Source organism: Curtobacterium sp. MMLR14_002, from assembly GCF_001864975.1.
GTDB classification, from domain to species: Bacteria; Actinomycetota; Actinomycetes; order Actinomycetales; family Microbacteriaceae; genus Curtobacterium; species Curtobacterium flaccumfaciens.
Genome location: NZ_MJGT01000127.1, coordinates 1 through 24,338, shown reverse-complemented (window position 1 = coordinate 24,338; position 24,338 = coordinate 1). Strand labels below are relative to the sequence as shown.

At 71.3% G+C, this 24,338-nt stretch carries 18 protein-coding genes, 1 tRNA gene and 1 pseudogene; 6 read left to right on the top strand and 14 right to left on the bottom strand.

Annotation, left to right across the window (positions count from 1 at the left end; genetic code table 11):
* Positions 1-326: 326 nt before the first annotated feature.
* The 4 genes from BIU91_RS17515 to BIU91_RS17500 form a co-directional block, all read right to left on the bottom strand.
* Positions 327-2,705, bottom strand: coding sequence for a bifunctional UDP-sugar hydrolase/5'-nucleotidase (locus tag BIU91_RS17515; RefSeq protein WP_071406479.1), 2,379 nt, complete (start codon positions 2,703-2,705; stop codon positions 327-329).
* Positions 2,706-2,806: 101 nt separating this feature from the next.
* Complete coding sequence (locus tag BIU91_RS17510) at positions 2,807-4,621, bottom strand: thiamine pyrophosphate-requiring protein (RefSeq protein ID WP_071406478.1); 1,815 nt, start codon at positions 4,619-4,621, stop codon at positions 2,807-2,809.
* A gap of 121 nt (positions 4,622-4,742) precedes the next feature.
* Positions 4,743-5,669 (bottom strand): sugar phosphate isomerase/epimerase, encoded by a 927-nt coding sequence (locus BIU91_RS17505; protein ID WP_071406477.1) that lies wholly within the window; start codon positions 5,667-5,669, stop codon positions 4,743-4,745.
* On the bottom strand, positions 5,666-6,823 hold the full coding sequence (locus BIU91_RS17500; RefSeq protein ID WP_071406476.1) for a Gfo/Idh/MocA family oxidoreductase: 1,158 nt from the start codon (positions 6,821-6,823) through the stop codon (positions 5,666-5,668). Before BIU91_RS17500 ends, BIU91_RS17505 begins: the two co-directional genes overlap by 4 nt.
* Before the next feature lie 76 nt (positions 6,824-6,899).
* Here BIU91_RS17500 and BIU91_RS17495 point away from each other — a divergent pair, with 76 nt between their 5' ends.
* The 4 genes and pseudogenes from BIU91_RS17495 to BIU91_RS19555 form a co-directional block, all read left to right on the top strand.
* Positions 6,900-8,321, top strand: a complete 1,422-nt coding sequence (locus tag BIU91_RS17495; RefSeq protein WP_071406475.1) for a glucose-6-phosphate dehydrogenase — start codon at positions 6,900-6,902, stop codon at positions 8,319-8,321.
* Positions 8,322-8,350: 29 nt separating this feature from the next.
* Complete coding sequence (locus tag BIU91_RS17490) at positions 8,351-9,136, top strand: dienelactone hydrolase family protein (protein ID WP_071406474.1); 786 nt, start codon at positions 8,351-8,353, stop codon at positions 9,134-9,136.
* Positions 9,137-9,246: 110 nt separating this feature from the next.
* Positions 9,247-9,319 (top strand) — tRNA-Arg (locus BIU91_RS17485).
* A gap of 103 nt (positions 9,320-9,422) precedes the next feature.
* Positions 9,423-10,244 (top strand): annotated as a pseudogene (locus tag BIU91_RS19555) (AraC family transcriptional regulator); the annotation flags it as partial.
* A 168-nt stretch (positions 10,245-10,412) separates the two neighbouring features.
* Here the strand turns inward: BIU91_RS19555 and BIU91_RS17475 are convergent.
* The 5 genes from BIU91_RS17475 to BIU91_RS17455 form a co-directional block, all read right to left on the bottom strand.
* A complete protein-coding gene (locus BIU91_RS17475) occupies positions 10,413-11,042 on the bottom strand; it encodes a TetR/AcrR family transcriptional regulator (RefSeq protein ID WP_071406472.1) in 630 nt (209 codons plus the stop codon).
* A 92-nt stretch (positions 11,043-11,134) separates the two neighbouring features.
* A complete protein-coding gene (aroQ, locus tag BIU91_RS17470) occupies positions 11,135-11,815 on the bottom strand; it encodes a gamma subclass chorismate mutase AroQ (RefSeq protein ID WP_071406471.1) in 681 nt (226 codons plus the stop codon).
* Positions 11,812-12,033 (bottom strand): hypothetical protein, encoded by a 222-nt coding sequence (locus tag BIU91_RS17465; RefSeq protein ID WP_071406470.1) that lies wholly within the window; start codon positions 12,031-12,033, stop codon positions 11,812-11,814. Before BIU91_RS17465 ends, aroQ begins: the two co-directional genes overlap by 4 nt.
* Before the next feature lie 29 nt (positions 12,034-12,062).
* Positions 12,063-13,742 (bottom strand): glycoside hydrolase domain-containing protein, encoded by a 1,680-nt coding sequence (locus tag BIU91_RS17460; RefSeq protein WP_071406469.1) that lies wholly within the window; start codon positions 13,740-13,742, stop codon positions 12,063-12,065.
* Between the two features lie 172 nt (positions 13,743-13,914).
* Positions 13,915-16,029, bottom strand: a complete 2,115-nt coding sequence (locus tag BIU91_RS17455; protein ID WP_071406468.1) for an acyltransferase family protein — start codon at positions 16,027-16,029, stop codon at positions 13,915-13,917.
* An 81-nt stretch (positions 16,030-16,110) separates the two neighbouring features.
* On the opposite strand from BIU91_RS17455, the gene BIU91_RS17450 reads away from it, so the two are divergent.
* The gene (locus BIU91_RS17450) at positions 16,111-17,193 is read left to right on the top strand and encodes a hypothetical protein (RefSeq protein ID WP_071406467.1); all 1,083 of its coding nucleotides are present in this window, start codon (positions 16,111-16,113) and stop codon (positions 17,191-17,193) included.
* Between the two features lie 94 nt (positions 17,194-17,287).
* On the opposite strand, the gene BIU91_RS17445 is transcribed toward BIU91_RS17450, so the two are convergent.
* The 5 genes from BIU91_RS17445 to BIU91_RS17425 form a co-directional block, all read right to left on the bottom strand.
* Positions 17,288-18,409, bottom strand: a complete 1,122-nt coding sequence (locus BIU91_RS17445) for an alkene reductase (RefSeq protein WP_084741445.1) — start codon at positions 18,407-18,409, stop codon at positions 17,288-17,290.
* A 37-nt stretch (positions 18,410-18,446) separates the two neighbouring features.
* Complete coding sequence (locus BIU91_RS17440) at positions 18,447-18,659, bottom strand: hypothetical protein (RefSeq protein WP_027466129.1); 213 nt, start codon at positions 18,657-18,659, stop codon at positions 18,447-18,449.
* A 51-nt stretch (positions 18,660-18,710) separates the two neighbouring features.
* The gene (locus BIU91_RS17435) at positions 18,711-19,154 is read right to left on the bottom strand and encodes a MarR family transcriptional regulator (RefSeq protein WP_071406464.1); all 444 of its coding nucleotides are present in this window, start codon (positions 19,152-19,154) and stop codon (positions 18,711-18,713) included.
* A gap of 134 nt (positions 19,155-19,288) precedes the next feature.
* A complete protein-coding gene (locus BIU91_RS17430) occupies positions 19,289-21,940 on the bottom strand; it encodes an MMPL family transporter (protein ID WP_071406463.1) in 2,652 nt (883 codons plus the stop codon).
* Positions 21,941-22,026: 86 nt separating this feature from the next.
* Positions 22,027-22,665, bottom strand: a complete 639-nt coding sequence (locus tag BIU91_RS17425) for a TetR/AcrR family transcriptional regulator (protein WP_027466131.1) — start codon at positions 22,663-22,665, stop codon at positions 22,027-22,029.
* A gap of 161 nt (positions 22,666-22,826) precedes the next feature.
* Between BIU91_RS17425 and BIU91_RS17420 the strand changes: the two genes are divergently transcribed.
* Positions 22,827-24,308 carry a mannitol dehydrogenase family protein gene (locus BIU91_RS17420; RefSeq protein ID WP_071406462.1) on the top strand — a complete coding sequence of 494 codons (1,482 nt, stop codon included), beginning with the start codon at positions 22,827-22,829 and terminating at the stop codon, positions 24,306-24,308.
* The last annotated feature ends 30 nt before the right edge of the window (positions 24,309-24,338 follow it).

Genomic DNA, 24,338 nt, shown 5'->3' with positions numbered 1-24,338 from the left:
GCTGACCTGAGGCGCTGACCCGAAGGGGTGGGCGCCCTCCGCCGTTTCCCTGGAGGCGGAGGACGCCCGCGTCGCGGAGTCTCGCCGAACGGAACCACCGTCGACTTGCTGAAAGCGACCCGGCGCGACGCGTCGCGGTGCGACAACCCCGAGAGTACCCCGCGGATCCGCGGATCCGCAGTGATCGACCGGGATGGGACAGCAACCGTGACCGCCGGGTCGCGCGAGGTGTGCGCCGGAGCTGTGCCGGGCCTCCTGGCCGACGCGAACGGGCCGCCTCACCAGGGTGAGACGGCCCGTTCGCGTGTGTGCCCGCAGGCTCGGGGTCAGTCCGTCAGGACCGTCGCGGCACGTCGTGCGCGGTTGCGGCGGAGGACCACGAGCGCCGTGATCCCGGCGAGCAGGAGCAGGCCCGCCGCGATCGCCGGAGCGGTCAGGTCCGCACCCGTGTAGGCGAGGTCGCCACCGGCGCGCGGGTCGTCGTCGGTCCCGCCGACGCCACCGATGCCGGCGTCGTCACCGCCACCCGCGCCGGGGCCGGGGGTGACCCCGCCGCCCGTGCCCGGGGTCGGGTCGACCGGGTCCGTCGGGTCCGTCGGGTCCGTGGGGTCGGTCGGGTCCGTCGGGTCGACCGCTGCGGCGACCGGGATCGTCACGGCGAGGGTGATGGTCTGGCCGGGCAGGGTGACCACGAGCGGTGCGTCCGTCGTGGCGACCGGCTCGGCCACCGCGGCGAGCGAGACGGAGCCGGCGGTGCGGGCGGCGGCGCGTGCCGCCGGGGCCTCGATCTCGGGGACCGTGACGGTCAGGGTCGCGCGACCCTGCTCGTCGTTCTTGTCGGTGATCGTCGGGTCGATCGCCGACGACGCCAGCTCCTTGCCGTCCGCGCTGACCGAGACGGTGCCGGCCTTCGCGGGGTCCTCGCTGCTGAACACGAGCGACGACAGGTCGAGTTCGATTGCGTCACCGGGCTGGAACCCACCGGCCGGGGTCGGCGTGACCGTGACGCCGACGGCGCGCTGGTCGACCTGGGGTGTGACCTTCTTGTTCGCCACGAAGTAGTCCACCTGGGCCTGCAGGTCGACCTGGCCGGAGTCGGCGACGTTCGTGCCGGTCGCGAAGGCGGCGAAGTTGTCGCCACCGGTCGACAGGAACGAGTTGACGGTCACCTTGAGGGTGTCGGTCAGCGCGATCGCCTTGCCGTCGAGGGTCATGCCGGTGATGCGCTCGCCGCGGCCCTTCGACGGGTCGTAGGTGTACGCGAAACCGTCCGAGACGCCGAGCTTCAGGAACGGACGCTCGAGGCCGTCCGGCTGCCACTGCTGCTCGAGGGCGTTCTTGATCTGCTGGCCGGTCATGTCCTTGGTCACCAGGGTGTTGGCGAACGGCTGGACGAGCGCGGCTTCCTTGTAGGTGACGGTGCCGTCCGGGTCGCCGGCTCCGCTGGACGCGTAGACCATGTCGGTGCGGAGCCCGCCCGGGTTCATGAAGGCGATCTTCGAGCCGTTCCGCTCGGTGGCGCTGCGCTGGACCTCGGCGATGTAATTGCCCAGGACGGACTCGCCGCCGCGGTTCTCGGCCTTGCGGTCGGACTGCACGGCGCGACGCAGGTCACCCGTGATCTCGCCGAGCTTCTCGCCGCCCTTGACGTCGGCGACGGCCTTCGCGGCGGTCACGATGTCGCTCACCTCGGTCACCGAGGTGGTGTCGGCGGGGACACGCTTGTCCTCGTTGACGGGGGTGACCGAGGACGTGATGCCGGTGAGCTGCTTGTCCGCGTCCACCGTGAGCTGCAGGTGTCCGAGGTTCACCCCGTAGGACCCGGCCTGGATCACCGGACGCTTCGTGCCGTCGGGGCCCGCGATGGAGTGGTTGTACGTCGCGTGGGTGTGCGCCGACACGATGGCCGAGACCTTCGACGAGACGCCCGAGGTGATCTTGCCGAAGGCACCGGTGCCCGTGGCGTCGGTGAGCGCGCTCGTGGTGGCGCCCTCGTGCACGAGCAGGACGAGCACGTCGGCCTCGCCGTTGTCGTCCTTGCCGTCGGTGAGCTGCTCGGCGTACCGGTTGACCTGGCTGACGATCGGGGCCATCGCGAGGCCCTCGACCCCGCCGGGGCTGACGAGCCCGGGGATGAGGTCCTCGGTGGTGGCACCGATGAAGCCGACCTTGACGCCGCCCTTTTCCACGATGGAGTACGGCGTGAACGCGGGGTCGGTGGTGCCGGCCTTGACGATGTTCGCCGAGACGTACGGCCAGTCGGCGCGGTCCTCGATGCGGCCGGTCAGGTCGTCCTGGCCCTTGTCGAGCTCGTGGTTGCCGATCGCGCTGACGTCGAGGTCCATGGCGTTCAGAGCGTCGATCGTGGGGGAGTCCTGCTGGATGAGCGAGGTGAAGGTCGAGGCGCCCACGTTGTCGCCGACGCTGGCGAAGATCGTGTTCGGGTTGGCCTCGCGGTACGACTGCACGACGCCGGCGAGCTTCGCGGCGCCGGCGGCCTTGTCGGCGGCGGTGCCCTCGGACTCGATGCGACCGTGGAAGTCGTTGACGTCGATGATGTCGATCGTCGTGTCGCCCTCGGCGGCGACGGCTGCGGACGGGACGGACAGTGCGACCAGGACCCCGGCGGTGGCGAGGGCCGCGCCGGCGCCGAGGCGTCGTCGGGTCGTCGCACCGGCGGTTCCGGTGGTGTGGGAAGTGTTCATCGCCGTCGAACCTACGAAGACGCACAGGCGACTCGCCAGACCCCTGCGCAAGTCGTCACACGACGTTCACACGGCCGTCCCCTCCGCTCGGCAGACCTGGTTCAGTCGCGGCCGAGGGCGCCCTTCACCCGCTCGGTGACCTCGGTCGCCATCGCCTTCGCGGAGTCCTTCACGACGTCGAACTCGACCGGGTCGCCCTTCAGCAGGCTCTTCGCCGTGTTGATCGCGTACTCCTTCGTGATGTGCGGGGGCAGCGGCGGGACGCTCCGGCTGACGTACGCGTCGATGAGGGTCACCCCCTGGTGGGCGAAGGCCCGCTCGACCGCCGCCTCGACCTCGGAGTCCTCGTGCACCGCGATGCCCTGGAACCCCAGCAGCGTCGCGTACCCGGCGTAGTCGATCGACTCGACGTCCTGCGAACCGCGCCACATCGGGTTGCCGTCCTCGGTGCGCATCTCCCACGACACCTGGCCGAGGTCGTCGTTGTGCATGACCACGATGACGAGCTGCTGGTTCGGCCAGGCCGCCAGGTACTTCTTCACGGTGATCAGCTCGTTCATGCCGAGCATCTGGAAGGCCCCGTCGCCGATCGTGCACACCGCCGGACGGTCCGGGAACGCGAACTTCGCCGTCACCGCGTACGGCATGGCTGCGAGCATCGTCGCGAGCCGGCCGGACATGTCGCCGCGCATGCCCTCGCGCAGCCGGATGTGGTGGCCGTACCAGTCGGCGGTCGTGCCGGCGTCCGCGGTGACCGTGACGCCGTCGGGCAGCCGGTCGTTCACGGCCTGGATCACCCGGCGCGGGTTCACCCCGTCGTCGTAGGCGACCTCGGACTGCGCACGCATCTCCGACTCCCACTCGCGCATCTCGTCGGCGACGGTCTGCTGGAAGGACCTGTCGGTCTTCTGCTCGAGCAGCGGGAGCACCGCGTCGAGCGTCGAGCCGACGTCGCCCCACAGGTTCAGCTCGGTCGGGTACCGCAGGCCGAGCTGCTCCGGCTTGATGTCGACCTGGATGCCCCGGGCCTGCCCCGTCTTCGGCATGTACTCGCCGTACGGATAGTTCGTGCCGAGCAGCACGAGGGTGTCGCAGTCGCGGATCTGGTGCAGCGACGGCAGCGACCCGAGCAGCCCGAGCTGCTGCGAGTGGTAGGGCACGTCGGACGGGATCACGTCCTTGCCGCGGAGCGCCGTGATGATCCCCGCACCCGCCTTCTCGGCCGCGGCGAGCACCTGGGCCGTCGCACCGCGCGCGCCCGCACCGACCAGGAACGTCACCTTCGACCCGGCGTTGATGATCTCCGCCATCTTCCGGACCTCGTCGGCGGGCGGCGTGATCCGGGTCGACGCGGGGACGTCGCTCGACCGCGAGGCCCAGTGCTCGAGCGGCGGCGCGTCGTACGCCATCGCCTGCACGTCGTGGGGCAGCACGACGACGGCCGGCTGCTTGCGCAGCGACGCGGTGCGGAACGCGGTGTCGAGCACCACACCGACGGCTTCGGGCGTGGCCACCGTCTGCACGTAGCAGGCGACGTCGGCGAACACGCGCTCCAGGTTCGACTCCTGCTGCGTGAACGACCCCATCGCCGCGAGCCCCTGCTGGCCGACGATCGCCACCACCGGCTGGTTGTCCATCTGCGCGTCGTACAGCCCGTTCAGCAGGTGGAAGGCGCCGGGACTCGACGTCGCGACGCAGACCCCGACCTCGCCGGTGAACTTCGCGTGCGCGGTCGCCATCAGCGCCGCGATCTCCTCGTGCGTCGGGCGGACGTACTCCAGGCCGTCGCCCTTCGACGCCGCCTTGCCGAGCGCGCCGTCGAAGGCGCCGATCCCGTCGCCGGGGTACCCGAACACGCGGGAGACCCCCCACGCCTTGATGCGGTCGATGACGAAGTCGCTCACGGTCGTGCTCATGGCACCAGCGTGCGCGGGCGCGCACGGGTCCGTTCACAGGCACCGGACTGGAGGCGCGGATCACGTGACCGACGTCGGTCGCGTGATCCGCGCCTCCAGGCCAGTGCCCGGTGTGTGTCGGCTAGTGCTCCTGCGCGATCAGCGGACGCAGCGTGCGGTGCGCGATGCGCAGCCCCTCGAGCACCCGGTCGTCGGTGCCGCCCCAGAGCGGGTCCTCGTGCTCGACGCTCAGCGTGCCGTCGAAGCCCGCCTCGTAGAGGCGGTCGACGACGCGCGGCCAGTCCACGACACCGCGGCCCGGCACCCGGAACCGCCACCAGCCCATGTCCCACGGGTCGTCGCCCTTGTCGACCTTGCCGAAGAACCCGTACTCGTTGCGCCGCTCGGGGAACAGCTCGAGGTCCTTCGCCTGGGCGTGCACGATGTGCTCGGCGAACGGCAGGATCGTCTCGACCGGGTCGATGCCGATCCACGTCAGGTGCGACGGGTCCCAGTTCAGGCCGAAGCCCAGACCGGTCACCCAACCCCAGAGCTCGGGGGAGTACGCGATGTTGCCGGGGTACCCGTCGGGGTGCCAGCCCTCCATCACGCAGTTCTCGATGATGAGCCGCACGCCCCGCTCGCCGGCGTAGTCGACGAGCTCGGGCAGGACCCGGTTCCCCTCGGCCATGTTCTCGCGGACGGACTTCGTGGTGTCGCGGCCGATGAACGTGCCGACGTACGGGATGCCGAGCGTCTGCGCGGTGTCGATCGCGTGCTTGAGGTGGGTCCGCACCGCGGCACGGTGCTCCGGGTCCCGGTGCAGGTTGTTCTCGTAGTACGCGAGCGCCGAGATCTCGAGGCCCGTGCGGTCGAGCAGGGCGCGGGTGGCCAGGGCGTCCTCGTCGGTGAACGTGGCGACCGGCAGGTGCGCCGCCTCGAAGTCGCGACCGCCGGTGCCCGGCCAGACGGCGACCTCGAGCCGCTCGTAGCCCTGCTGCTGGGCGAACCCGGCGATCCGGTCGAGCGACCAGCCGGGCAGGCAGGCCGTCAGCATGCCGAGCTTCACCGGATCTCCCGCCAGGTCGTCTCGGCCGCGCTGCCGATCACGGCCTCGATGATGTCGGCGGAGCGGGCGCCGTCCGCGAACGTCGGCAGTCCGTCGGGGGCCACTCCGGTGCGGACCGCGGTGTAGGTGTCGGCGACGAAGGCCGCGAAGGCGTCGAGGTACCCCTGGGGGTGCCCGGCCGGCACGATCGCCAGCCGGCGCTGGTCCGGGTACCCCTGCGACGGGTCGCGGACCACGATCTGGGCGCCGCGCTCGTTGCCGAACCAGGCCGACTCGGGCTGCTCCTGGTCGAACGCCGCGCTGCCGCGGGTGCCGTCGACCTCGAACCACAGGCGGTTCTTCCGGCCCGACGCGACCTGCGAGATCACGACGTTCCCGATGCGGCCCGTGGCGGTGCGGAAGGTGGCGACGGCGGTGTCCTCGGTGGTGACCTCGGCGCGTTCGGCCGCGTCGGCCACCGGGTCCGGGTCGGGGGAGCCGGAGAACGACGGGCCGGACGCCGCCGGCCGCGTCGGGTAGACGATGTCGGTCGCGGCGGACACCGAGGCGAAGCGCTCACCCGTCACGAACTCGACCAGGTCGCACCAGTGCGAGCCGATGTCGGCGAACGCGCGGGACAGCCCGCTCGAGGTCGGGTCCACCCGCCAGCTCGAGGCGTCCTCGTCGAGCATCCAGTCCTGCAGGTAGTGGCCGTGCACCGCGAGCAGCCGGCCGAGCTCCCCGTCGGCGATGCGCGCCCGGATCTCGCGGACCATCGGGTGGTACCGGTACACGAACGGCACGGTGGCCACGACACCGGCCTCGGCAGCGGCGGCGACGAGCTCGGCGGCCTGCGCGGGGTCGATCGCCAGGGGCTTCTCGCACACCACGTTGATGCCGGCCGCGATCACCGCGAGCGCCTGCGGGTGGTGCTGGTCGTTCGGGGTGCAGATGTGCACGACGTCGGGGGCGTCGGCGATGACCTCCTCGAGGGAGGCGTAGCCACGGGGCAGGTCGAGCTGCGCCGCCACCTGCTCGGACCGGGCGGCGTTCCGGCCGAGCACGCCGAGGACCTCGGCGCCGGAGGCCCGGGCCGCCCGGGCGTGGACGCCGGCGATCATGCCCGTCCCGACCACGGCGACACGGAGGCGTCGCCCTTCGTACCCACTGCTCATGGTGCTCCCTCGCGCCGGACTGACACCACCGTAGCGGCCCGGTCATCCACCGGGGCCGATGAGTACCGTCTGCAGCATGTCGAGCCTCCAGACCAGCCTGCTCATCCTCGGAGCCAGCGGCGACCTGTCCAAGCGCCTGCTCCTGCCCGGCCTCGCCACCCTGCTCCAGGTGAAGGACGACTGGGACGTCCAGCTCGTCGGGGCCGGTGTCGAGGACCTGTCCGACGCCGACTGGAAGGCGCAGGTGCGCGAGTCCTTCGAGAACGCGCAGGCGTCGAAGAACGAGGAGGACGAGGGCGCCTCGGGTGCGACGTCGCTGCCGGAGCGACTGCAGGCCGTGGTCGACGCCTCCACCTACCGGAAGGCCGACGTCACCGACCCGGACGACCTGCGCGCACTGCTCGCCGCGTGCGAGCACGACCCCGCGATCTACTTCGCGCTGCCGCCCGCGGTCACCGAGAAGAGCTGCGAGCAGCTCGCCCACCTCGACCTGCCCGCCGGCACCCGCCTGGCGCTCGAGAAGCCGTTCGGCACCGACGCCGAGAGCGCCTCGAACCTGAACGACCTGCTCCACTCGTTCATCCCCGAGGAGCGCATCCACCGCGTCGACCACTTCCTCGGCCGCTCCACCGTGCTGAACCTGCTCGGGCTGCGCTTCGCCAACCGCATCATCGAACCCCTGCTGTCGTCGCAGCACGTCGAGCGCGTCGACATCGTCTACGACGAGACCCTCGGTCTCGAGGGCCGGGCGCGCTACTACGACAAGGCCGGGGCGCTCACCGACATGATCCAGAGCCACCTGCTGCAGGTGATGGCCGTCGTCGCGATGGAGGCCCCCGCCTCGATCAAGGCCGACGACCTGCGCACCCAGAAGGAGCTCGTGCTGCGGGCCGTCCGACCGTGGGGCGGCGACGTCGTCACCGCGGGCAAGCGCGCCCGGTACACCGCCGGCACGGTCGGGGACCGCCAGTTGCCGTCGTACGTCGACGAGGACGGCGTGGACCCGTCGCTCGGTACCGAGACCCTCGCCCAGCTCACCCTGGAGATCGCGAACTGGCGCTGGGCCGGCGTCCCGTTCACCCTGCGGTCCGGCAAGGCGCTCGCCGCACAGCGCCGCGAGATCGTCATCACGTTCAAGGACTCCCCGCACGTGCCCGAGGGGCTCACCGGCACCGAGCTGCCCGACCGGCTGCGCATCTGGATCGCCCCGGACGAGATGCAGCTCGAGCTCAACGTCAACGGTGCCGGTGACCCGTACACGATCGACCACACGAGCCTCGAGGTGACGTTCAACCCCGGGCGTCTGAGTGCCTACGGCGAGGTGCTGGCCGGCGTGCTCGAGGGCGACGCCACGCTGTCGGTGCGCGGCGACAGCGCCGTGCAGGGCTGGAAGGTCGTCGGGCCGTTCCTCGACGCGTGGAAGGCCGGCAAGGCTCCCCTCGACGAGTACGCCGCCGGGTCCGTCGGCCCGGACGGCTGGGACAACATCGAGGCCTGAGCCCGAGTGGCGGCGTAGCGTCGGGCGACGTGAACACCACCGACGACGTCCTGCAGACCGTTCCCGAACCCGCCGGCGCCGACATCCGTGTCGACGACGTCCCCTACGACCACGAGGGCACCGAACTGCTCGGTGTGCTCGCGAAGGACGCCGCGATCGCGGGCCGTCGTCCTGCCGTCCTCGTCGTGCACGACTGGCACGGCGTGAACGAGCACGTCGAGGCCCGGGTGACGATGCTCGCCCGGCTCGGCTACGTCGCGTTCGGCGCGGACATCTACGGAGCCGGCGTCCGCCCCGGTGACGACACGGCGGCCCAGGTCGCCGGCGGTTTCTACCAGGACCTGCCCCTGCTGCGGGCCCGCGCCACCGCCGGGCTCGAGCGACTGCTCGCCGACCCGGACGTCGACCCTGCCCGCGTCGTCGTGATGGGGTACTGCTTCGGTGGCTCGACCGCACTCGAACTCGCACGGACCGGGGCCGACCTGGTCGGCGCCGTGGCGTTCCACGGTGGCCTCATCGCGCACGACCCCTCGGACGCCGCGGACATCCGGGCGAAGCTGCTCGTCCTCACCGGGGGTGCCGACCCCGTCGTGCCGGACGACGCCGCGCACGCGTGGCAGGACGAGATGCGGGCGGCGCCGGACGTCGACTGGCAGGTCGTGACGTACTCGGGTGCGATGCACGCGTTCGCGGTACCCGGCACCGACGCTCCGGACCACGGCGCGCAGTACCAGGAGCGCGCCGACCGCCGATCGTGGCAGGCGCTCCGGGTGTTCCTGGCCGAGGTGTTCGACGAGGAGCCCGCGGCGCTGTGACGGTGCGGCCGTCGGAGACCACTCGCGACACGCCGAGCACGGGGGCCGGAGCGCCTCGATTGGCGCCCGGGCCGCACCTGTTGTAGAGTCTTCCACGGCCGCAAGGCCACGCGCTCGTAGCTCAATGGATAGAGCATCTGACTACGGATCAGAAGGTTGGGGGTTCGAGTCCCTTCGAGCGCACAGGCAAGCAGAACGACGAAGGGCCCCGGTGGATTCCACCGGGGCCCTTCGTGGTTCCCCGGCGGCGCGTCTTCGCAGGCGTTCCCCGGTCGACGGGGCGACGATGGTGATTCGGTCCGCGCGATCGGAGAACGAGGTGCCTGTGCTGTCCATCGACTTCGCGACCCGTGACGCCGAGGTCGCCGCCACGGCCCTGGGGGCGCTGTACGACCGCCCGGAGATCCGTGACGTCGGCCCGCGCTTCCGGTACGAGCAGCACGTGCGCGGCGACGGCGTGATGACCGTCGAACGGCACCACTTCGGCGGCTCGATGGAGACGACCGCCGAGATCGCGGACACGCTGGTGTCGGTCCAGGTGCACAGCGGCGACTTCGCCCCGCGCGGGACGGGTGGGGTGCCGAACGGGTCGTTGCACGGCCTCGGCATGGTCCACAACGACACCCTCGACGTGGACTTCAGCGTCGTCAGCCTGCCGGTGTCGGTCCTGCTGGGGGTCGGGTTGCAGCAGCAGGGCGCCGAGCGAGGGCGGCTCGTCGTCGACGGCCGGGCGCCTCGTCCGGAACTGGCGGACTACTGGGCGAGTGTCATCGGGCACGCGCACGCGGTCACGAGCGATGAGCGGGCCTTCGGGAACGACCTGGTGCGCGCCGAGGTGTTCCGCCACGTCGCCGCAGCGGCCTTCCAGGTGTTCCCGGTGCACATCGAGCCGGACGCGATCGTCCCGACCTCGGCGGCCGCTGGCGGGGTCGTGCGCCGCGCCGTGCAGTACATCGACGACCACCTCACCGAACCGATCTCGGTCCCCGACATCGCCACGGCCGCCCGGGTGTCGTCCCGCGGGCTGCAGTCCGCGTTCCAGCGCGAGCTCGGGGTGAGCCCGGCAGCCTACGTCCGGCGGGTGCGGCTGGCCGAGGCGCACCTCGAGTTGCTGGTGGCGGATCCGGACGCCGGAGCGACGGTCGCGTCCATCGGGTTGCGGTGGGGTTCAGCAACGCGACGCGGTTCTCCGCCGCCTACCGCGAGGCCTACGGGCGGTCGCCGAGCCGGACGCTCCGCGACGAGGACCCGCGGCAGGGCGACTGAACGACCCGGGTCAGGACCCGGGGGAGTACGGCTGGGCCGCCGCGATGACCTCGGACGCACCGGCGATGCCGAACGACGTGAAGAGCGGTGCCCACAGCGCCTTGAGCTGCGCCACGAGCTCGTCGTCGGTCAGCTGCGTCGAACCGTCCACCATGCCCAGCGTCGTGTTGAGGAGCAGCAGGACGGACGGCTGGACCGCGGCCGCGTCGACGTCCGCCGCCGCGACCCCGGCGCTGACGAGCTCGCCCCGCGTCATCTCGAACCAGTCGAAACCGCGCGGCACCGGCACGCCGGCCTTGCCGAGTTCGTGCAGGAGCCGGACCGCGCCGCCCGCGACCGAGCCCCGGCGGACGTCCATCCCGGTGGTCAGGAGGAACACCGTCAGCCGCTCGATGCCCGGCTGCGCGGGGAGTGCGTCGAAGAGTGCACGCCAGCGCTGCTGCTGCAGCTCGATGACCGCCGTCGCCAGGTCCTTCTTCGACGGGAACAGGTGGTACCCGATCGCCGACTTCGGCTTCCCCATCGCCTCGGCGACGCGGGAGAACGTGGTCGCCTCGTAGCCGAAGGCGGCGAACTGCTGCCCTGCGGCATCGATGATGGCTCGTCGAGAGGCCTCCATGGCGAGCTGCCGCTGGTTCATCTGGCGCGGTGTCCTTCCTCGCCCGGAGCTGAGCGATCAGTGAACACCACATCCTAGGGCCGCTCACGATGACGGCCCGTCCCCTGCCCGCGTCAGGCGGCGCAGAACGTGTGCCAGGCCACGTCGATCCCCTTCCGGTGCAGCGAGTCGAGTCCGACGTCGAGGTGCTTCCGCTCGGCGTCCACCAGGTGTGCGCACCGGTGGTCCTGGGCGACGGTCTGGGCCTGGCCGAGCGCGGTCACCAGGTCCGTGTCGATGGCGTCGAGCTGGGGGCGGATGGTCGTCAGGTCCGGGGCTGTCGTGGGTGCGGTCCACGGGTTGTGCGTCCAGTGGTTGATGAGGCCGCGCTGGACGACCTTGCTCGCGGCGATCTGTGCGCGGATCACCCGGGTCACCAGGACGGGGTCGACGCCCTGCTGCTCCGCCAGGGTCACCGCTTCGTCGACGACGGCCTGTTCGCGCACCGGGTCGGCGACCGGCTTGCCGCTGAGCCACTTCGACTCGGCCACCGGGTCGGCGAGCTCGAGCCGTCGGATGATGAGTGCGCCGATGGTGTCGAGCTCCGCCGTCGACGCCGTGGGACGGGAACCGTCGTGGGAGATGGTCATCGTGGAACCCGTCGGTTCGGCGGACGTGGGCAGTGGATCGGCGTTCGCCGCCGAGGTCGGCAGGGCGATGCCCGCCGCGAGCAGCCCGAAGGCCAGGGCCGTCGCGGCGGTCCGGCGGGTGCGGTGCCGGACGGTGGTCGGGGTGGTGTGGTGTGCGGTGTTCACGGGGTTTCCTTCCCGAACCGGCGCCGGACGCGTCGGGTCAGATCGTCGATGATCGGTTTGATGACCTCGTCGTAGAACGGGTAGACGCCGAAGTGGTCGGCGCCCTCGTCGCAGTAGCAGTCCATCGAGATCGCCTCCTCGAAGTTCGAGAAGACGTAGGTGGCGCGGTGCGGGAACACGGCGTGCGGCTCGTCGTCACGCGGGGTCGTGGTGGTCACGGCGGTGCTCGATCCCGGTCGGCAGTCCGTCAGCCGGCCAGCCGAGCCGCGGGGACGCCGGGGTCGCGCCCGGAGTCCACCACGGCGTCGATCTCGGTGGACCCGTTTCCCGAACCGACCGTGCGGTTCTGGATCTGGTTGAGCGACCAGTTGCCCGGCAGTGGCTCGAGCTGGTTGCCCGACCAGGCCGGCGACATGCCGGCGACGAACGAGAAGTGCGCGAGTCCGGCGCTGCTCACGGCGGTGCACGTGGCGCGGGAGCCGTAGACGCCCGCCTTGTACAGGTTCCCGCGGTCCCGCAGGCCGGCGGCGACGCCACGGAAGTACGGGACCACGAGCGACTCGTCCTGCGCCGCGGTCGCGTCGAAGTCGGCGGCGAAGTAGACGGTGGTCTGCTTCGGGATCCCGAGCCCCCGGGCCGCGTCGTGGGCGCGGTGCGCGTCGCGGACGCCCTGTTCCTCCGTGAACCACGAGGCAGCGAACCCGCCCTCCTCGAAGATCGGCCACAGCCCGAGCCCGGCGCTCGCCATCACACGGAGTTCGTCGGGGGTCAGGGCCTTGTCGAGCGCTCCGGAACGCTGGTGGTTCGTGAGGTACCGACCGACGCTGGTGGCACCGGACGCCCGGACGGCGGCCGCGCGGGCGTCGTCGAGGCGCACCGCGGTGTCGGCACCGGTCGTGGCGCGGTCCGGGTCGCCCGTGCTCGCCGCCAGGGCTGCCCACGTGCCGGCGTCGCACGTCCCGGTCTGCTCGGCGGGCGGGAACGCCTGGAACTGCTGGAACGCACGGACCACCGCGGCGTCCGCCGCCGAGTAGGCACTGCTGAACACGACGCGCTCGCCGTTCAGCACCAGGAGCGCCTTGACGAGCAGCACCCAGGCGCCGGTGGCCCCGACCCCGACGACGCTCGGTCCCGCGGCACGGAGCGCGGCAGCCGTCCCCGGTCCCCAGGCGCCGTCGACCGTGACGCCGACCGCGACCTGCACCGCGCGGATCGCCGCCGAGTACGTGCTCGTGTCGACGAGTCCGCTCGTGCTGCCGTACGCGCCGCCGGTCGCCTCGGCGTAGGTGCGGTTGAGGTACTGCTGCACCGCGCGCACCGCTCGGGACCCGCCGGAGGCGAGTCGCACGGGGTCGACGGTCAGGAGCGCGCCGAACAGGTGGGCCGACAGCGGGAGTGCGCCGGGCTCGGCACCCAGGTCGGACCGGAGCGCCTGCACGGCCGCGACGGTTGCTGCGTCGTACTCGCCGCTGAGCGTGACGGTCGAGGCGCCCTTGCAGACCAGTCCGGCCTGGACGAGCCGGCGCCAGGTCGCGGCGTCGTCGCCCGTCTCGGCCCCGACGTCGCCGTGCTGCTCGAGCTTCCGACGGGTCGTCGGCCCGAACGTCGCGACGACGGGGGAGATGCCGAGCAGCGACTGGGTCGCTTGCACGATCCCGAGTACGGTGCCGCTGCCGGTCAGCCCGTCCTCGTCCACGTGCACCCACCCGTGCAGGTGCCCGAAGGTCGTGTTGAGCCAGCGCTGCACAGCGAGCACGCCCGAGTCGGCGGAGCCGGACGAAGCGGTCGAGCCGGAGGAACCGGTCGACGCGGTGGAGCCGGCCGCGCCGGACTGGGTGGCGGCGTCGGCCGGGGCCGCGAGTGCGGTCGTGACGAGCGGGACGGTGGCGGTGATGCCGATGAGCGCAGTTCGGCGCGAGATGTGCACGGGGGTGCCCCTTCAGTTGCCTCGAGCGTCCGCTGGCCGTCGATCGCGCTGTGCGATGCTGATGGCCGCGGCATGGTCCGAGCAACTTCGTCCCTCAACTTGGGACGGTCCTGCAATTCGGCAGACGATCGTCTGATGAAGCGCTCAGTCCGCCCGTTCCGGGGCGTCCGGCTCAGCGCGCGAAGGCGGCCAACCGGTCCTGCAGCGCGCGCTCCAGGTACGGCTCGAGCGACGACGCCCACGTCGCCGTGATGTGCGTGCTGTCCCGGTAGACCAGGACGCCTCCGACGACCGCGGGGCACGTGGTGTCGGTGCAGTAGTAGCGGCTCAGGTCGATCGAGGCTGCCCTGCCCCCGGCCGCCCGGAACGCGGCGACGGCCTCGACCGACGAGTCCGTCGTGCCGAGTGCTTCGGCGCGCGACCGGTCGCAGGCGTCCGTCGTCGGCCCGGACATCGTGCTCAGGCAGGCGACGACGTCGGGGCGGGGCACCGGGTTGTCACGGACCGCGATGACGGGCAGCTCGTCACCGGCGGCCTGCTCCCACGCGTCGACCAGGCCGTTGCGGGTGGCTTTGTCGCGGGCCGTTCCGGGCGGCAGGCTGACCGGCATCTGCGTGGTGGAGTGGGTGACGACCAGGGCGTCGGCGTCGCGGTGCTCGCGGACGTAGTCGATGGCGGCGTGCTTCCACGAGTTGCATCCCCGCATCGACGAGGGGCTCAGCGAGTCCTGCTGCGCGGTGGTGAGGTAACACCCGCCGGCGCCGGCCAGGTCGATCCGCCAGCCGTTGTCGTCGGCGATCTTCTCGTACGCACCGAGCAGTGCGTTGCTGTGCGAGTCGCCGATGACGATGAGGTGCTTCGACCAGCCGGTGGTCTTGCCGAGGACGCAGGGCCGGAACGTGCCGCTCCAGCACTCGGCGCGGTTGTCGTCGTCGTCCTTGGCCACGGCCGGAGCGGGCACACGGACGTCGGCGAGCTCGGGGTCGACGCAGGGGTCGGCGAACCCGATGCGCGCGGCGGCACCGAAGCAGGACTCGTCGTCGTCCTCCTGCTCCGCGGTGACCTGCTTCGTGACCGTGGTCGCGTTGACCTCCTGCACGTAGACGGCGGTCAGGGTGGCTGCCCCGAGCGTCACGACGGTGAAGCTGCAGATGACGGCGAGCGAGACGACGCCGCGGGGATGCAGGTCCCGCAGCCACGTTGAGAACCGGACCGGTTCCTCGAACCAGATCGTCGTCGCGGTGGCCAGACCGATCGCGACGAGCAGCACCGCCGAGCTCGTCGCCCAGTCGAGCGGACGGCCGAGCATGATCGGCAGGATGACGACGAGGGGCCAGTGCCAGAGGTAGAGCGCGTACGAGATCCGACCGAAGAAGGCGACGGGCCGCAGTGCCCCGACGTCCTCGAACTCGGTCCCCGCGCCGAAGAACAGCACGAGTGCCGCACCGGCGACCGGCAGCAACGCCGCGATCCCGGGGAACGCCGTCTCCGGGGTGATCACGACGAGGGACAGTGCGAGGGCCACGACGCCGATGCCGGTGGCGACCAGGCGGACCCGTCGGGCGACCTCGGTGCGGACCTCGGGCAGGTGCACGGTGGCGACGAGACCGCCGAGTGCGAACTCCCACGCGCGGGTGCCGGTGGAGAAGTAGGCGACGCCGGGGTCGGTGGCGGTCTGCACGATGCTCCACACGAGGGACAGCACGACGACGCTGCCGAGCAGCAGCCGCGCGGTCGCCAGCGGCGTGAACCGACGGCGTGCGAGTGCCCCGACGCCGAGCAGCAGGAGCGGTAGGAGGATGTAGAACTGCTCCTCGACCGACAACGACCAGAAGTGCTGGAACGGCGAGGGGGCGTCGGCCGACGCCAGGTAGTCGACGGCGTTCGCCGCGAGCTCCCAGTTCTGCAGGTACACCGTCGAGGCGATCAGCTCACGCCCGTACTGCCCCCACAGCGCGCTCGGCACGGCGACGAGCACCGCGATGCCCGTGACGACGATGGTGAGGAACGCGGCCGGCAGCAGGCGTTTGGCCCGGCGCGACCAGAACCGTCCGAGCCGGATCGTGCCCGTCGCGAGCTGTTCCCGCAGCAGCAGCCCGGTGATCAGGAAGCCGGAGATCACGAAGAAGACGTCGACGCCGACGAACCCGCCGTGCAGGGCGCCCGGCCACAGGTGGTAGACGACGACCGCGAGGACGGCGAACGCGCGGAGGCCCTGGATGTCCCACCGCGTGGTGTCGCGCGCTCGGTGCGCGGGGCCCCGCTCGCCCGGCGTTGCTGTACTCACTGCGTCGATCCTAGGAGACGTGGACGGCTCCGCCGGGCGTTCTCGGCGCGGACGCTACGATCCTTCTCCAGAGGGGGGCCGATGGATCTGCGCTGGTTGACCGCGTCCGACGACGAGTTCGCGGCGGAGACGGCGCGACGACCGCGGATGCGCCGCCCGCGACAGGCTCCGCGGTGGTGGAACGCGCTGCTCCTGGCGATCGAGGTCCCGCTCGCGTGGCTCGCGTCCGCGCTCGTGGTCTGGGGCACCGGGCTCGTCCACAACGGTGCGGGTGTCGGCGACGTCGTCCACTGGGTGGCCTGGTTCGTGGTGCTCGTCGCCGGTGTGGTCGGGCTCGTCGTGCTCCTGGTCCGGGGCGAACGACCTCGGACCCTGCGTCCGGACGAGGTTCGGGCGGTGCTGACGGGGGAGGCCAGTGGGTACCCGGCGCGTCCGGTCCGTCCGAAGCCGCTCGACTCGATGATCACCCCGCGCTCCTCCGGCATCCGCGTCCACCCCCGGTTCGGCGCCGCCCCCGTGCACGTCGACGGCGTCCCGGACGTCGAGTTCGGCTGCGTCCTGCGGCGCTGGATGGTCTCGCGGGACTGGACGTACCTGACCGTCCGGCTGCCCGGCACGTTGCCGCACCTGCTCCTCGACGCCACGGCGAACGACGGTCGTCGCAGCGACCTGCCGGTGGTCCTCCGTCACCGGCAGCGGATGTCCCTGGAGGGCGACTTCGACCGGCACTTCCGGGTGTGGGCGCCGGAGGACTACGGCCAGGACGCGCTGTACGTCCTCACCCCTGACGTGATGGCGGCGCTCGTCGACCACGCGGCCGGCTGGAACGTCGAGATGGTCGACGACCGGCTGATCTTCTCGGCGCCGGGGACCGCGGACTGGTCGCGCCCTGCGCCGTGGATGCAGGTCGAGGCAGTCCTGGGCGAGGTCGTGCCCCGTGTCGTGCGCGCCGCCTCCCGGTACCAGGACGACCGCTCGCTGCTCGAGGACGGGCACGCCGACGCGATCGCCGCCGCGGGGCGTCGCCTGGTGCTCCGCGACCGGCGGAAGAGCCGTCTGCGAGCGACGTGGGCGGGGGCCGTGTGGATGGGCGTCGTCTGCGTGTCCTACAGCGGACCGTTGGCCGTCGCGGTGGTCGGTTCGCTCTCGGTCCTCGACCACTGACCGTCGGCGCACGCCTGCGACGTGGCCCCGGTACGGACGGGAGGCCCGTGGCGGTGTCGCCACGGGCCTCCCGTTTGACCTGTCGGTGCGTCGACTACGCGACGGTCGCGCGCGCCTCGGCCAGCGACGGGTAGTCGGTGTAGCCCTCGGCGGTCGCGCCGTAGAAGAGCTCCGGACGCGGCTCGTTGAGCTCGGCGTCGTGCTCCCAGCGGTGCGCGAGGTCCGGGTTGGCGATCGCGGCGCGGCCCACGGCGACGGCGTCGGCGTGGTCGCCGTCGACGATCGCGATGGCCTCATCGCGGGTGGTGAGCGACGAGAAGCCCGAGTTCACGATGAACGGCGCGCCCGCGGTACGGCGGACGTGCTGCACCAGGTCACCGGTCGGCTCGGCGTGCAGGACGTCGACGAAGGCGAGGCCCAGCGGCGCGAGGCCCTCGGCGACGGCGGTGTAGGTGGCGCGCACGTCGTCGGCGTCGTCCTCGATGACGCCCTGGATCCCGTGCTCGGGCGACAGGCGGATACCGGTGCGGTCGGCGCCGATGGCCTCGGCGATGGCGGTGGTGACCTCGATCGCGAAGCGTGCGCGGTTCTCGGGGGAGCCGCCGTACTGGTCGGTGCGGGTGTTCGACACCGGCGACATGAACTCGTGCACCAGGTAGCCGTTGGCGCCGTGGACCTCGACCCCGTCGAGTCCGGCGGCGATCGCGTTGCGGGCGGCCTGCACGAAGCCCTGCACGGCCTCCTGCACCTCGGCGGTGGTCAGCTCGTGCGGGACGGGCATGTCGGCCTTCGAGCCGTCGGCCAGGTGCGTCTGCCCGGGGGCGGCGATGGCGGACGGGGCGACGATGCGCGGGGTCTGCGAGATGTCGGTGTGCGAGACGCGGCCACCGTGCATGAGCTGCATGACGATCGTGCCGCCGGCGGCGTGCACGGCGTCGGTCACGCGGCGCCAGCCGGCGATCTGGTCCTCGGTCTCGATGCCGGGCTGCCCGGGGTAGGAGCGGCCCTCCTGCACGGGCCAGGTGCCCTCGGTGATGATCATGCCGAGGCCGGCGCGCTGCCGGTAGTGCTCGACGAGCAGGTCGTTCGGGACGCCGTGCTCGCCGGCGCGGGTGCGCGTGAGCGGGGCCATGACGACGCGGTTCGACAGGGACAGGGCGCCGATGGAGGCGGGTTCGAAGAGCTTCACGTCAGGGCGAACGACGAGTTGTCCCATGCAATTCCGCCTCGGAGGACTTCTTCAGGCAGTGCGGTCAGTCGCGCGGGCACACCAGCGTCGACGAGCGCACCTGGCCCTCGGGCCGGATCACCTGGTGCTGCGAGAGGGGCTTGCCGCAGAGGGGGCAGCCCCGGTCGATCGTCCGGTCGTCGATGCCCTCGGGGCGACCGGCGCCGATCTGCGAGGGGCCCATCTTGTTGATGAGCGTCGTGTTCCACCGTTCGTACCACTGGCCGAAGCGTCCCACGGTGCATCCTTTCGTTCGTGCACGAATCATTATGGCACTGATGGCCGCGGATCACACCTGGTCGACGCGCTCCAGCAGCTCCGTCAGCTCGTCCTTCAGGGACTCGAGTCGGGCGAGTGGCCACCCGAGCCGGTCGGCGACGGCGAGCGGGACCGCCTCGGCTCGGTCGCGCAGGGCGTGCCCGGCGGTCGTCAGGGACACCTCGAGCTGTCGTTCGTCGGCGGCGCTGCGGGTGCGGCGGACGTAGCCGGAGGCCTCCAGCCGCTTGAGCAGCGGGCTCAGCGTCGCGGAGTCGAGTCGCAGCTCGCCGGCGATCTCCCGCACCGACCGAGGGTCCCGCTCCCACAGGGCGAGCATCACGAGGTACTGCGGGTGGGTCAGGCCCATCGGCTCGAGCAGGTCGCGGTACAGCCCGATGACGCTGCGGCTCGTCGCCGCGAGTGCGAAGCAGAGCTGCCGGTCGAGCGCGAGCGGGTCCGGTGCGGTCTGGGTCATGCCCTCAGGGTACTTCGTTCGTGCACGAAGTGGCGTGGTTGCGACCCGGGGCGGTGGGCGCGACGGCCTGGAGGCCCGGTGCCGGTCTCGTGGACCGGCACCGGGCCTCCAGGGTGGTGGCGCTGGCGCGTCGACTACGCGCGGTGCGCGGGCGGGTGGCCCGAGTCGTGCGCGTTCGCGTCCGGCTCCACGGGGAGCGCGTGAGTGCCGGTGTGCGTGTCCTCGTGGCCGGCGACCGGGTGGGTGCGCTCGAGCTTCGCGCCCTCCACGTCGACGTCCGGCACGATGCGGTCGAGCCACTTCGGGAACCACCAGGCGCTCTTGCCGAGCAGGTGCATCGCCGACGGGATGAGCAGCATGCGGACGACGAAGGCGTCGATCAGCACACCGAACGCCAGCCCGAAGCCGATCGGCTTGATGGTGGACGAGTCCGAGAAGATGAAGCCCGCGAACACGGAGATCATGATGATCGCCGCCGCCGTGACCACCGCGCGACCCGCGTGCAGACCGCGCTGGACGGCCACCTTCGCGCTCGCGCCGTGGGCGTAGGCCTCACGCATGCCGGACACCAGGAACAGCTGGTAGTCCATCGCCAGACCGAACAGGATGCCGATCTCGATGATGGGCAGGAAGCTCAGGATCGGTGCCGGGTCGTGCACACCGAAGACCGAGCCGAGCCAGCCGAACTGGTAGATCGCGGTCAGGCCACCGAACGACGCCAGCACGGACAGGATGAACCCGGCAGTGGCGGTGATCGGCACGAGGAACGACCGGAACACGATGATCAGGATGATCAGCGACAGCCCGACGACCACCACGAGGTAGAGCGGCAGCACGTTCGACAGCTTCTCGGACACGTCGATGTTCGCCGACGCGTTGCCCGCGACGCCGAGGGTGACCTTGCCGTCGTCGGTGGAGACGGTCTGCTCGCGCAGGTCCTTCACGACGTTCTCGGTGGAGACGCTGTCCGGGCCGCCGGCGGGCTTCACCTGGAACGCGACGATGTCACGGTCCTTCGAGGCGCCGATGGGCAGCACGGCCTGCACATCGTCGTTCTTCGCGATCGCCTGGCCGATGGTGACCTCGGTCGCGGTGACGTCGCTCTTGCTGATCGACTCCGGCAGGGTCGCCACGACGAGCAGCGGGCCGTTCTGCCCGGCGCCGAACTCCTTCTCGAGCGTCTTGTAGGCCTTGTACTGGCTCGACTCGACGGCCTCGGACGAACCGCTCGGCAGGCCGAGGCGCATCTGGGTCGCGGGCAGGGCGATGGTGCCGAGCACCGCGACGCCGAGGACGAGCGTGATGACCGCGCGCCAGCTCGACATCGGCTTGTTCGGGATCCGCGTGGAGTCGGTGTTGCCGATCTTCGCGCGCTCCTTCTTCCGCAGGATCCGCATGCCGATGAGCGACAGCAGGGCCGGGGTGAACGACGTCGCGATGAGGATCGCGAAGAGCACCGCGACCGCGCCGACCGTGCCCATCAGGCCGAGGAACGGGATGCCGGTGATGTTCAGCGCGAGCAGCGCGACGATGACCGTCGCACCGGCGAACACCACGGCGTTGCCCGAGGTGCCGTTCGCGAGCCCGATCGACTCGTGCACCTGCATGCCCTGCTTCAGCTGGGTCCGGTGCCGGTTCAGGATGAACAGCGAGTAGTCGATGCCGACCGCCAGGCCCAGCATCACCCCCAGGACCGGCGTGACCGAGATGAACTCGACGACGCTCGAGAACGACAGGGCGGTGAGCGAGGCGACGCCGACGCCGAGCACGGCGCTGACGAGCGGGACCGCGGCACCGATGACCGTGCGGAGCATCAGGAGCAGCACGATCGCGGCGATGATGACACCGCCGATCTCACCCGGGCCGAGGATCGACGGCACACCCTGTGCGATGTCGTTCGAGACGTACACGTTGACGCCCTGGATGTCGGCCGACTCGGCGTCGTCCGCGATGGCGGTCTTCGTGTCGGCGGGGACCTCGTAGGTCGACGTCGTGAACTGCACGGTGCCGATCGCGGCGCTGCCGTTGTCCGACACGAAGCGGATGTCCTTCGACAGGTCGAGCAGGTCCGAGCCCTGTTCGAGCTCCTGCTCGTTGTCGTCGAGCTTCTGCTTGTTCGTGTCGATCGTCTTCTGGGCGTCGGCGATCTGCTGCTCACCGGCGTCGATCTGGGCCTGCTGGGCGTCGATCTGCGCCTGCGCCTGCTGGAGCTGGGCGGCCGCTGCCTGCGCCTGTGCGGCGGGGACGGCTGCGCCACCGGCCGCCTGTGCCTGGGCCTTCTGCGCGTCGAGCTGCGCCTGGGCGTCCTCGATCTTCTGCTTGCCGGACTCGAGCTGCGCCTTCTGGGCGTCGAGCTGGTCCTGGCCGGTCTCGATCTTCGCGCGACCGGACTCGATCTGGTCACGGCCGTCGACGATCTTCTGCCGCTGGTCGTCGAGCTGCTGCTGGGTGTCGAAGCCGCTCGTCGTGCCCTTGACGCCGTCGAGCTTCTCGAGGCTGGTCAGGAAGTCGTCGATCTCGGACTGCTGCGACGACGAGAACGCCTTGCCGTCCTTCGTCTCGAAGACGATCGTGCCGTTGCCGCCGTTCGCCGACGGGAACTTGTCGGCGAGCTGGTCCTGCACCTGACTGGTCTTGGTGTTCGGGATCGTGATCGACGACGAGATCGTCCCGGCGAAGAGCGTGTACGTGACGCCCGCGACGGCCATGATCACGACCCAGGTGATGATCACGAGCCAGTGGCGTCGTGCGGAGAACCGTCCGAGACGGTAGAGGAGACCGGCCATGCGGTTGCCTGCGGTCCTTTCGTGTCAGGTGCTGGTGGTGCGGGGTGCGCCGGTGGACCCCTGGGGGATGAGGAGGTGGAGCGGTGTCAGTCGTCGGCCATGTAGCCGCTGCGGACGCTGTGCACGAGTCGTGCGAGCAGGTCGTCCCACGCGTCGAGCGCCGGCTGGTCGAGCTCGGGGCCGGACGTCGCCAGCCAGTGCTCCGCGATGACGACGATGCCGCTCATGAGCGACTCGACGAGCAGTGCGGCGTCCAGGGGGTCGGCGGCCGGGTAGCGTCGGGCGACCTCGTGGCGGAGCCGTTCGGTCACCCGCGAGAACGCCGTCTGCGTCAGCACCGCGGCCTTCGGGTCGTCCTTGCCGGGGTCGCCGAGGATTCGGTACATGCTGGCGATCGCCGGAGCCAGGTCGGCACCGCGGGCGGCGGACTCGAGCTCGTCGAACATCGACGCCCGGCTGCCGTCGCCCACCGGGGTCCGCGCCATGTCGGCGAGGAACCGGTCGATGATGACGGACAACTCCTGCTCGCACACGGCCAGCAGGACCTCGTCGAGCGAGGCGAAGTGGTTGAACACGGTGCGCCGGGCGATGTCGGCCCGGGCGGCGAGGTCGTCCACGCTGAAGTCGCGGCCGCCACGCTCGTCGATCAGGTCGCGAGCGGCCTGCAGGATCGCCGCACGGTGCTTCGCCTTGAGGGCAGCACGGCGGTCGGTCGCGATGGTCACGAGATGGAACACTAGGTGCATCGATGCACTCGGTGCAACGAGGTTGAGTGCATCCCCAGGTTCGTCCCCCGGTGCAGAACGTCTGTGCTGCACCGCTGTTCAGTCGGAGGTGCCGGGTGCCAGACTGGCCGGACGAACCGCTGCCGTACGAAGGAGTACCGATGCCCGTCCGCCTGTCCCCGGAGACCCTCGACGAGATCGCCGCGAGCGGTGTCGCCGTGCCCACCTACGACCGCGACGGCATCACCGCCGGCATCGTCCACTTCGGCGTCGGCGGGTTCCACCGCGCGCACCAGGCGATGGTGATCGACCGGCTCCTGCAGCGCGGCGAAGCCCGCGAGTACGGCATCTGCGGCGTCGGCGTGCTCGAGCAGGACCGTCGGATGGCGACCGCGATGGCCGAGCAGGGCGGCCTGTACACGCTCGTCCTCAAGCACCCGGACGGCACCCGTGAGTCACGCGTCGTCGGCAGCATCGTCGAGTACCTGCTCGCCGTCGACGATCCGGACGCGGTCGTCGAGAAGATGGCGCACCCGGACACCAGGATCGTCAGCCTGACCATCACCGAGGGCGGCTACAACTTCGACCACGTCACCGGCGAGTTCGTCGCCGACGAGCCCGGCGTCGCGGCCGACCTGCGCGGCGACGGCCCGCCCCGCACGGTGTTCGGCCTGGTGGTCGAGGCACTGCGGCGCCGACGGGACCGCGGCCTCGAACCGTTCACCGTGATGTCCTGCGACAACATCCAGGGCAACGGGCACGTCGCCCGGTCGATGTTCACCGCCTACGCCCGGCTGCAGGACCCGGCCTTCGCCGACTGGATGGACGAGCACGTGGCCTTCCCGAACTCGATGGTCGACCGCATCACCCCGGTCACCGCCGACGAGGACCGCGCCTGGGTCCGCGACGAGCTCGGCATCGACGACGCCTGGCCCGTCGTCGCCGAACCGTTCTTCCAGTGGGTGCTCGAGGACGACCACCCCGCCGGCCGTCCGCCCTACGAGGACGCCGACGTCCAGCTCGTCGACGACGTCGAGCCGTACGAACTCATGAAGCTCCGGCTCCTCAACGCCAGCCACCAGGGGCTCTGCTACTTCGGCTACCTGTCCGGGTACCGCTACGCGCACGAGGCCACGCAGGACCCGGCGATCGCGACCTTCCTGCGCCGCTACATGGACGACGAGGGCACGCCGACGCTGCACCCGGTGCCCGGCATCGACCTGGAGGACTACAAGTCGACCCTGATCGAGCGCTTCCAGAACCCCGAGGTGCGCGACACCCTCGCCCGGCTCTGCGCCGAGTCGAGCGACCGGATCCCGAAGTGGCTGCTCCCCGTCGTACGCGAGAACCTGGCGGCCGGTCGGCCCGTCACGCTGTCCGCCGGCATCGTCGCGTCGTGGGCCCGCTACGACGAGGGCACCGACGAGTCCGGTGAACCCATCGAGATCGTCGACCGGCTCGCCGAGCCCCTGCACCGCATCGCCCTGACCCAGCGCGACGACCGCCTCGCCTTCATCGCGAACCGCCAGGTCTTCGGCGACCTGGTCGACGACGAACGGTTCGTCGCCGCGTACCGCGACGCCCTGGACGGGCTCATCGCGGACGGCGCGCACGCCACCGTGGAGCGCCTGTCACGGTCCTGAGACGCGACCGACCGACGGACGGGAGGCCCG

Excerpts from the sequence above, each read along its gene's own strand:
- BIU91_RS17510 (WP_071406478.1), bottom strand. The coding sequence starts at position 4,621 with ATGAGCACGACCGTGAGCGACTTCGTCATCGACCGCATCAAGGCGTGG.
- BIU91_RS17430 (WP_071406463.1), bottom strand. The coding sequence starts at position 21,940 with ATGGCCGGTCTCCTCTACCGTCTCGGACGGTTCTCCGCACGACGCCAC.
- BIU91_RS17435 (WP_071406464.1), bottom strand. The coding sequence starts at position 19,154 with ATGACCCAGACCGCACCGGACCCGCTCGCGCTCGACCGGCAGCTCTGC.
- BIU91_RS17515 (WP_071406479.1), bottom strand. The coding sequence starts at position 2,705 with ATGAACACTTCCCACACCACCGGAACCGCCGGTGCGACGACCCGACGA.
- BIU91_RS17500 (WP_071406476.1), bottom strand. The coding sequence starts at position 6,823 with ATGAGCAGTGGGTACGAAGGGCGACGCCTCCGTGTCGCCGTGGTCGGG.
- BIU91_RS17495 (WP_071406475.1), top strand. The coding sequence starts at position 6,900 with ATGTCGAGCCTCCAGACCAGCCTGCTCATCCTCGGAGCCAGCGGCGAC.
- BIU91_RS17450 (WP_071406467.1), top strand. The coding sequence starts at position 16,111 with ATGGATCTGCGCTGGTTGACCGCGTCCGACGACGAGTTCGCGGCGGAG.
- BIU91_RS17445 (WP_084741445.1), bottom strand. The coding sequence starts at position 18,409 with ATGGGACAACTCGTCGTTCGCCCTGACGTGAAGCTCTTCGAACCCGCC.
- BIU91_RS17420 (WP_071406462.1), top strand. The coding sequence starts at position 22,827 with ATGCCCGTCCGCCTGTCCCCGGAGACCCTCGACGAGATCGCCGCGAGC.
- BIU91_RS17475 (WP_071406472.1), bottom strand. The coding sequence starts at position 11,042 with ATGAACCAGCGGCAGCTCGCCATGGAGGCCTCTCGACGAGCCATCATC.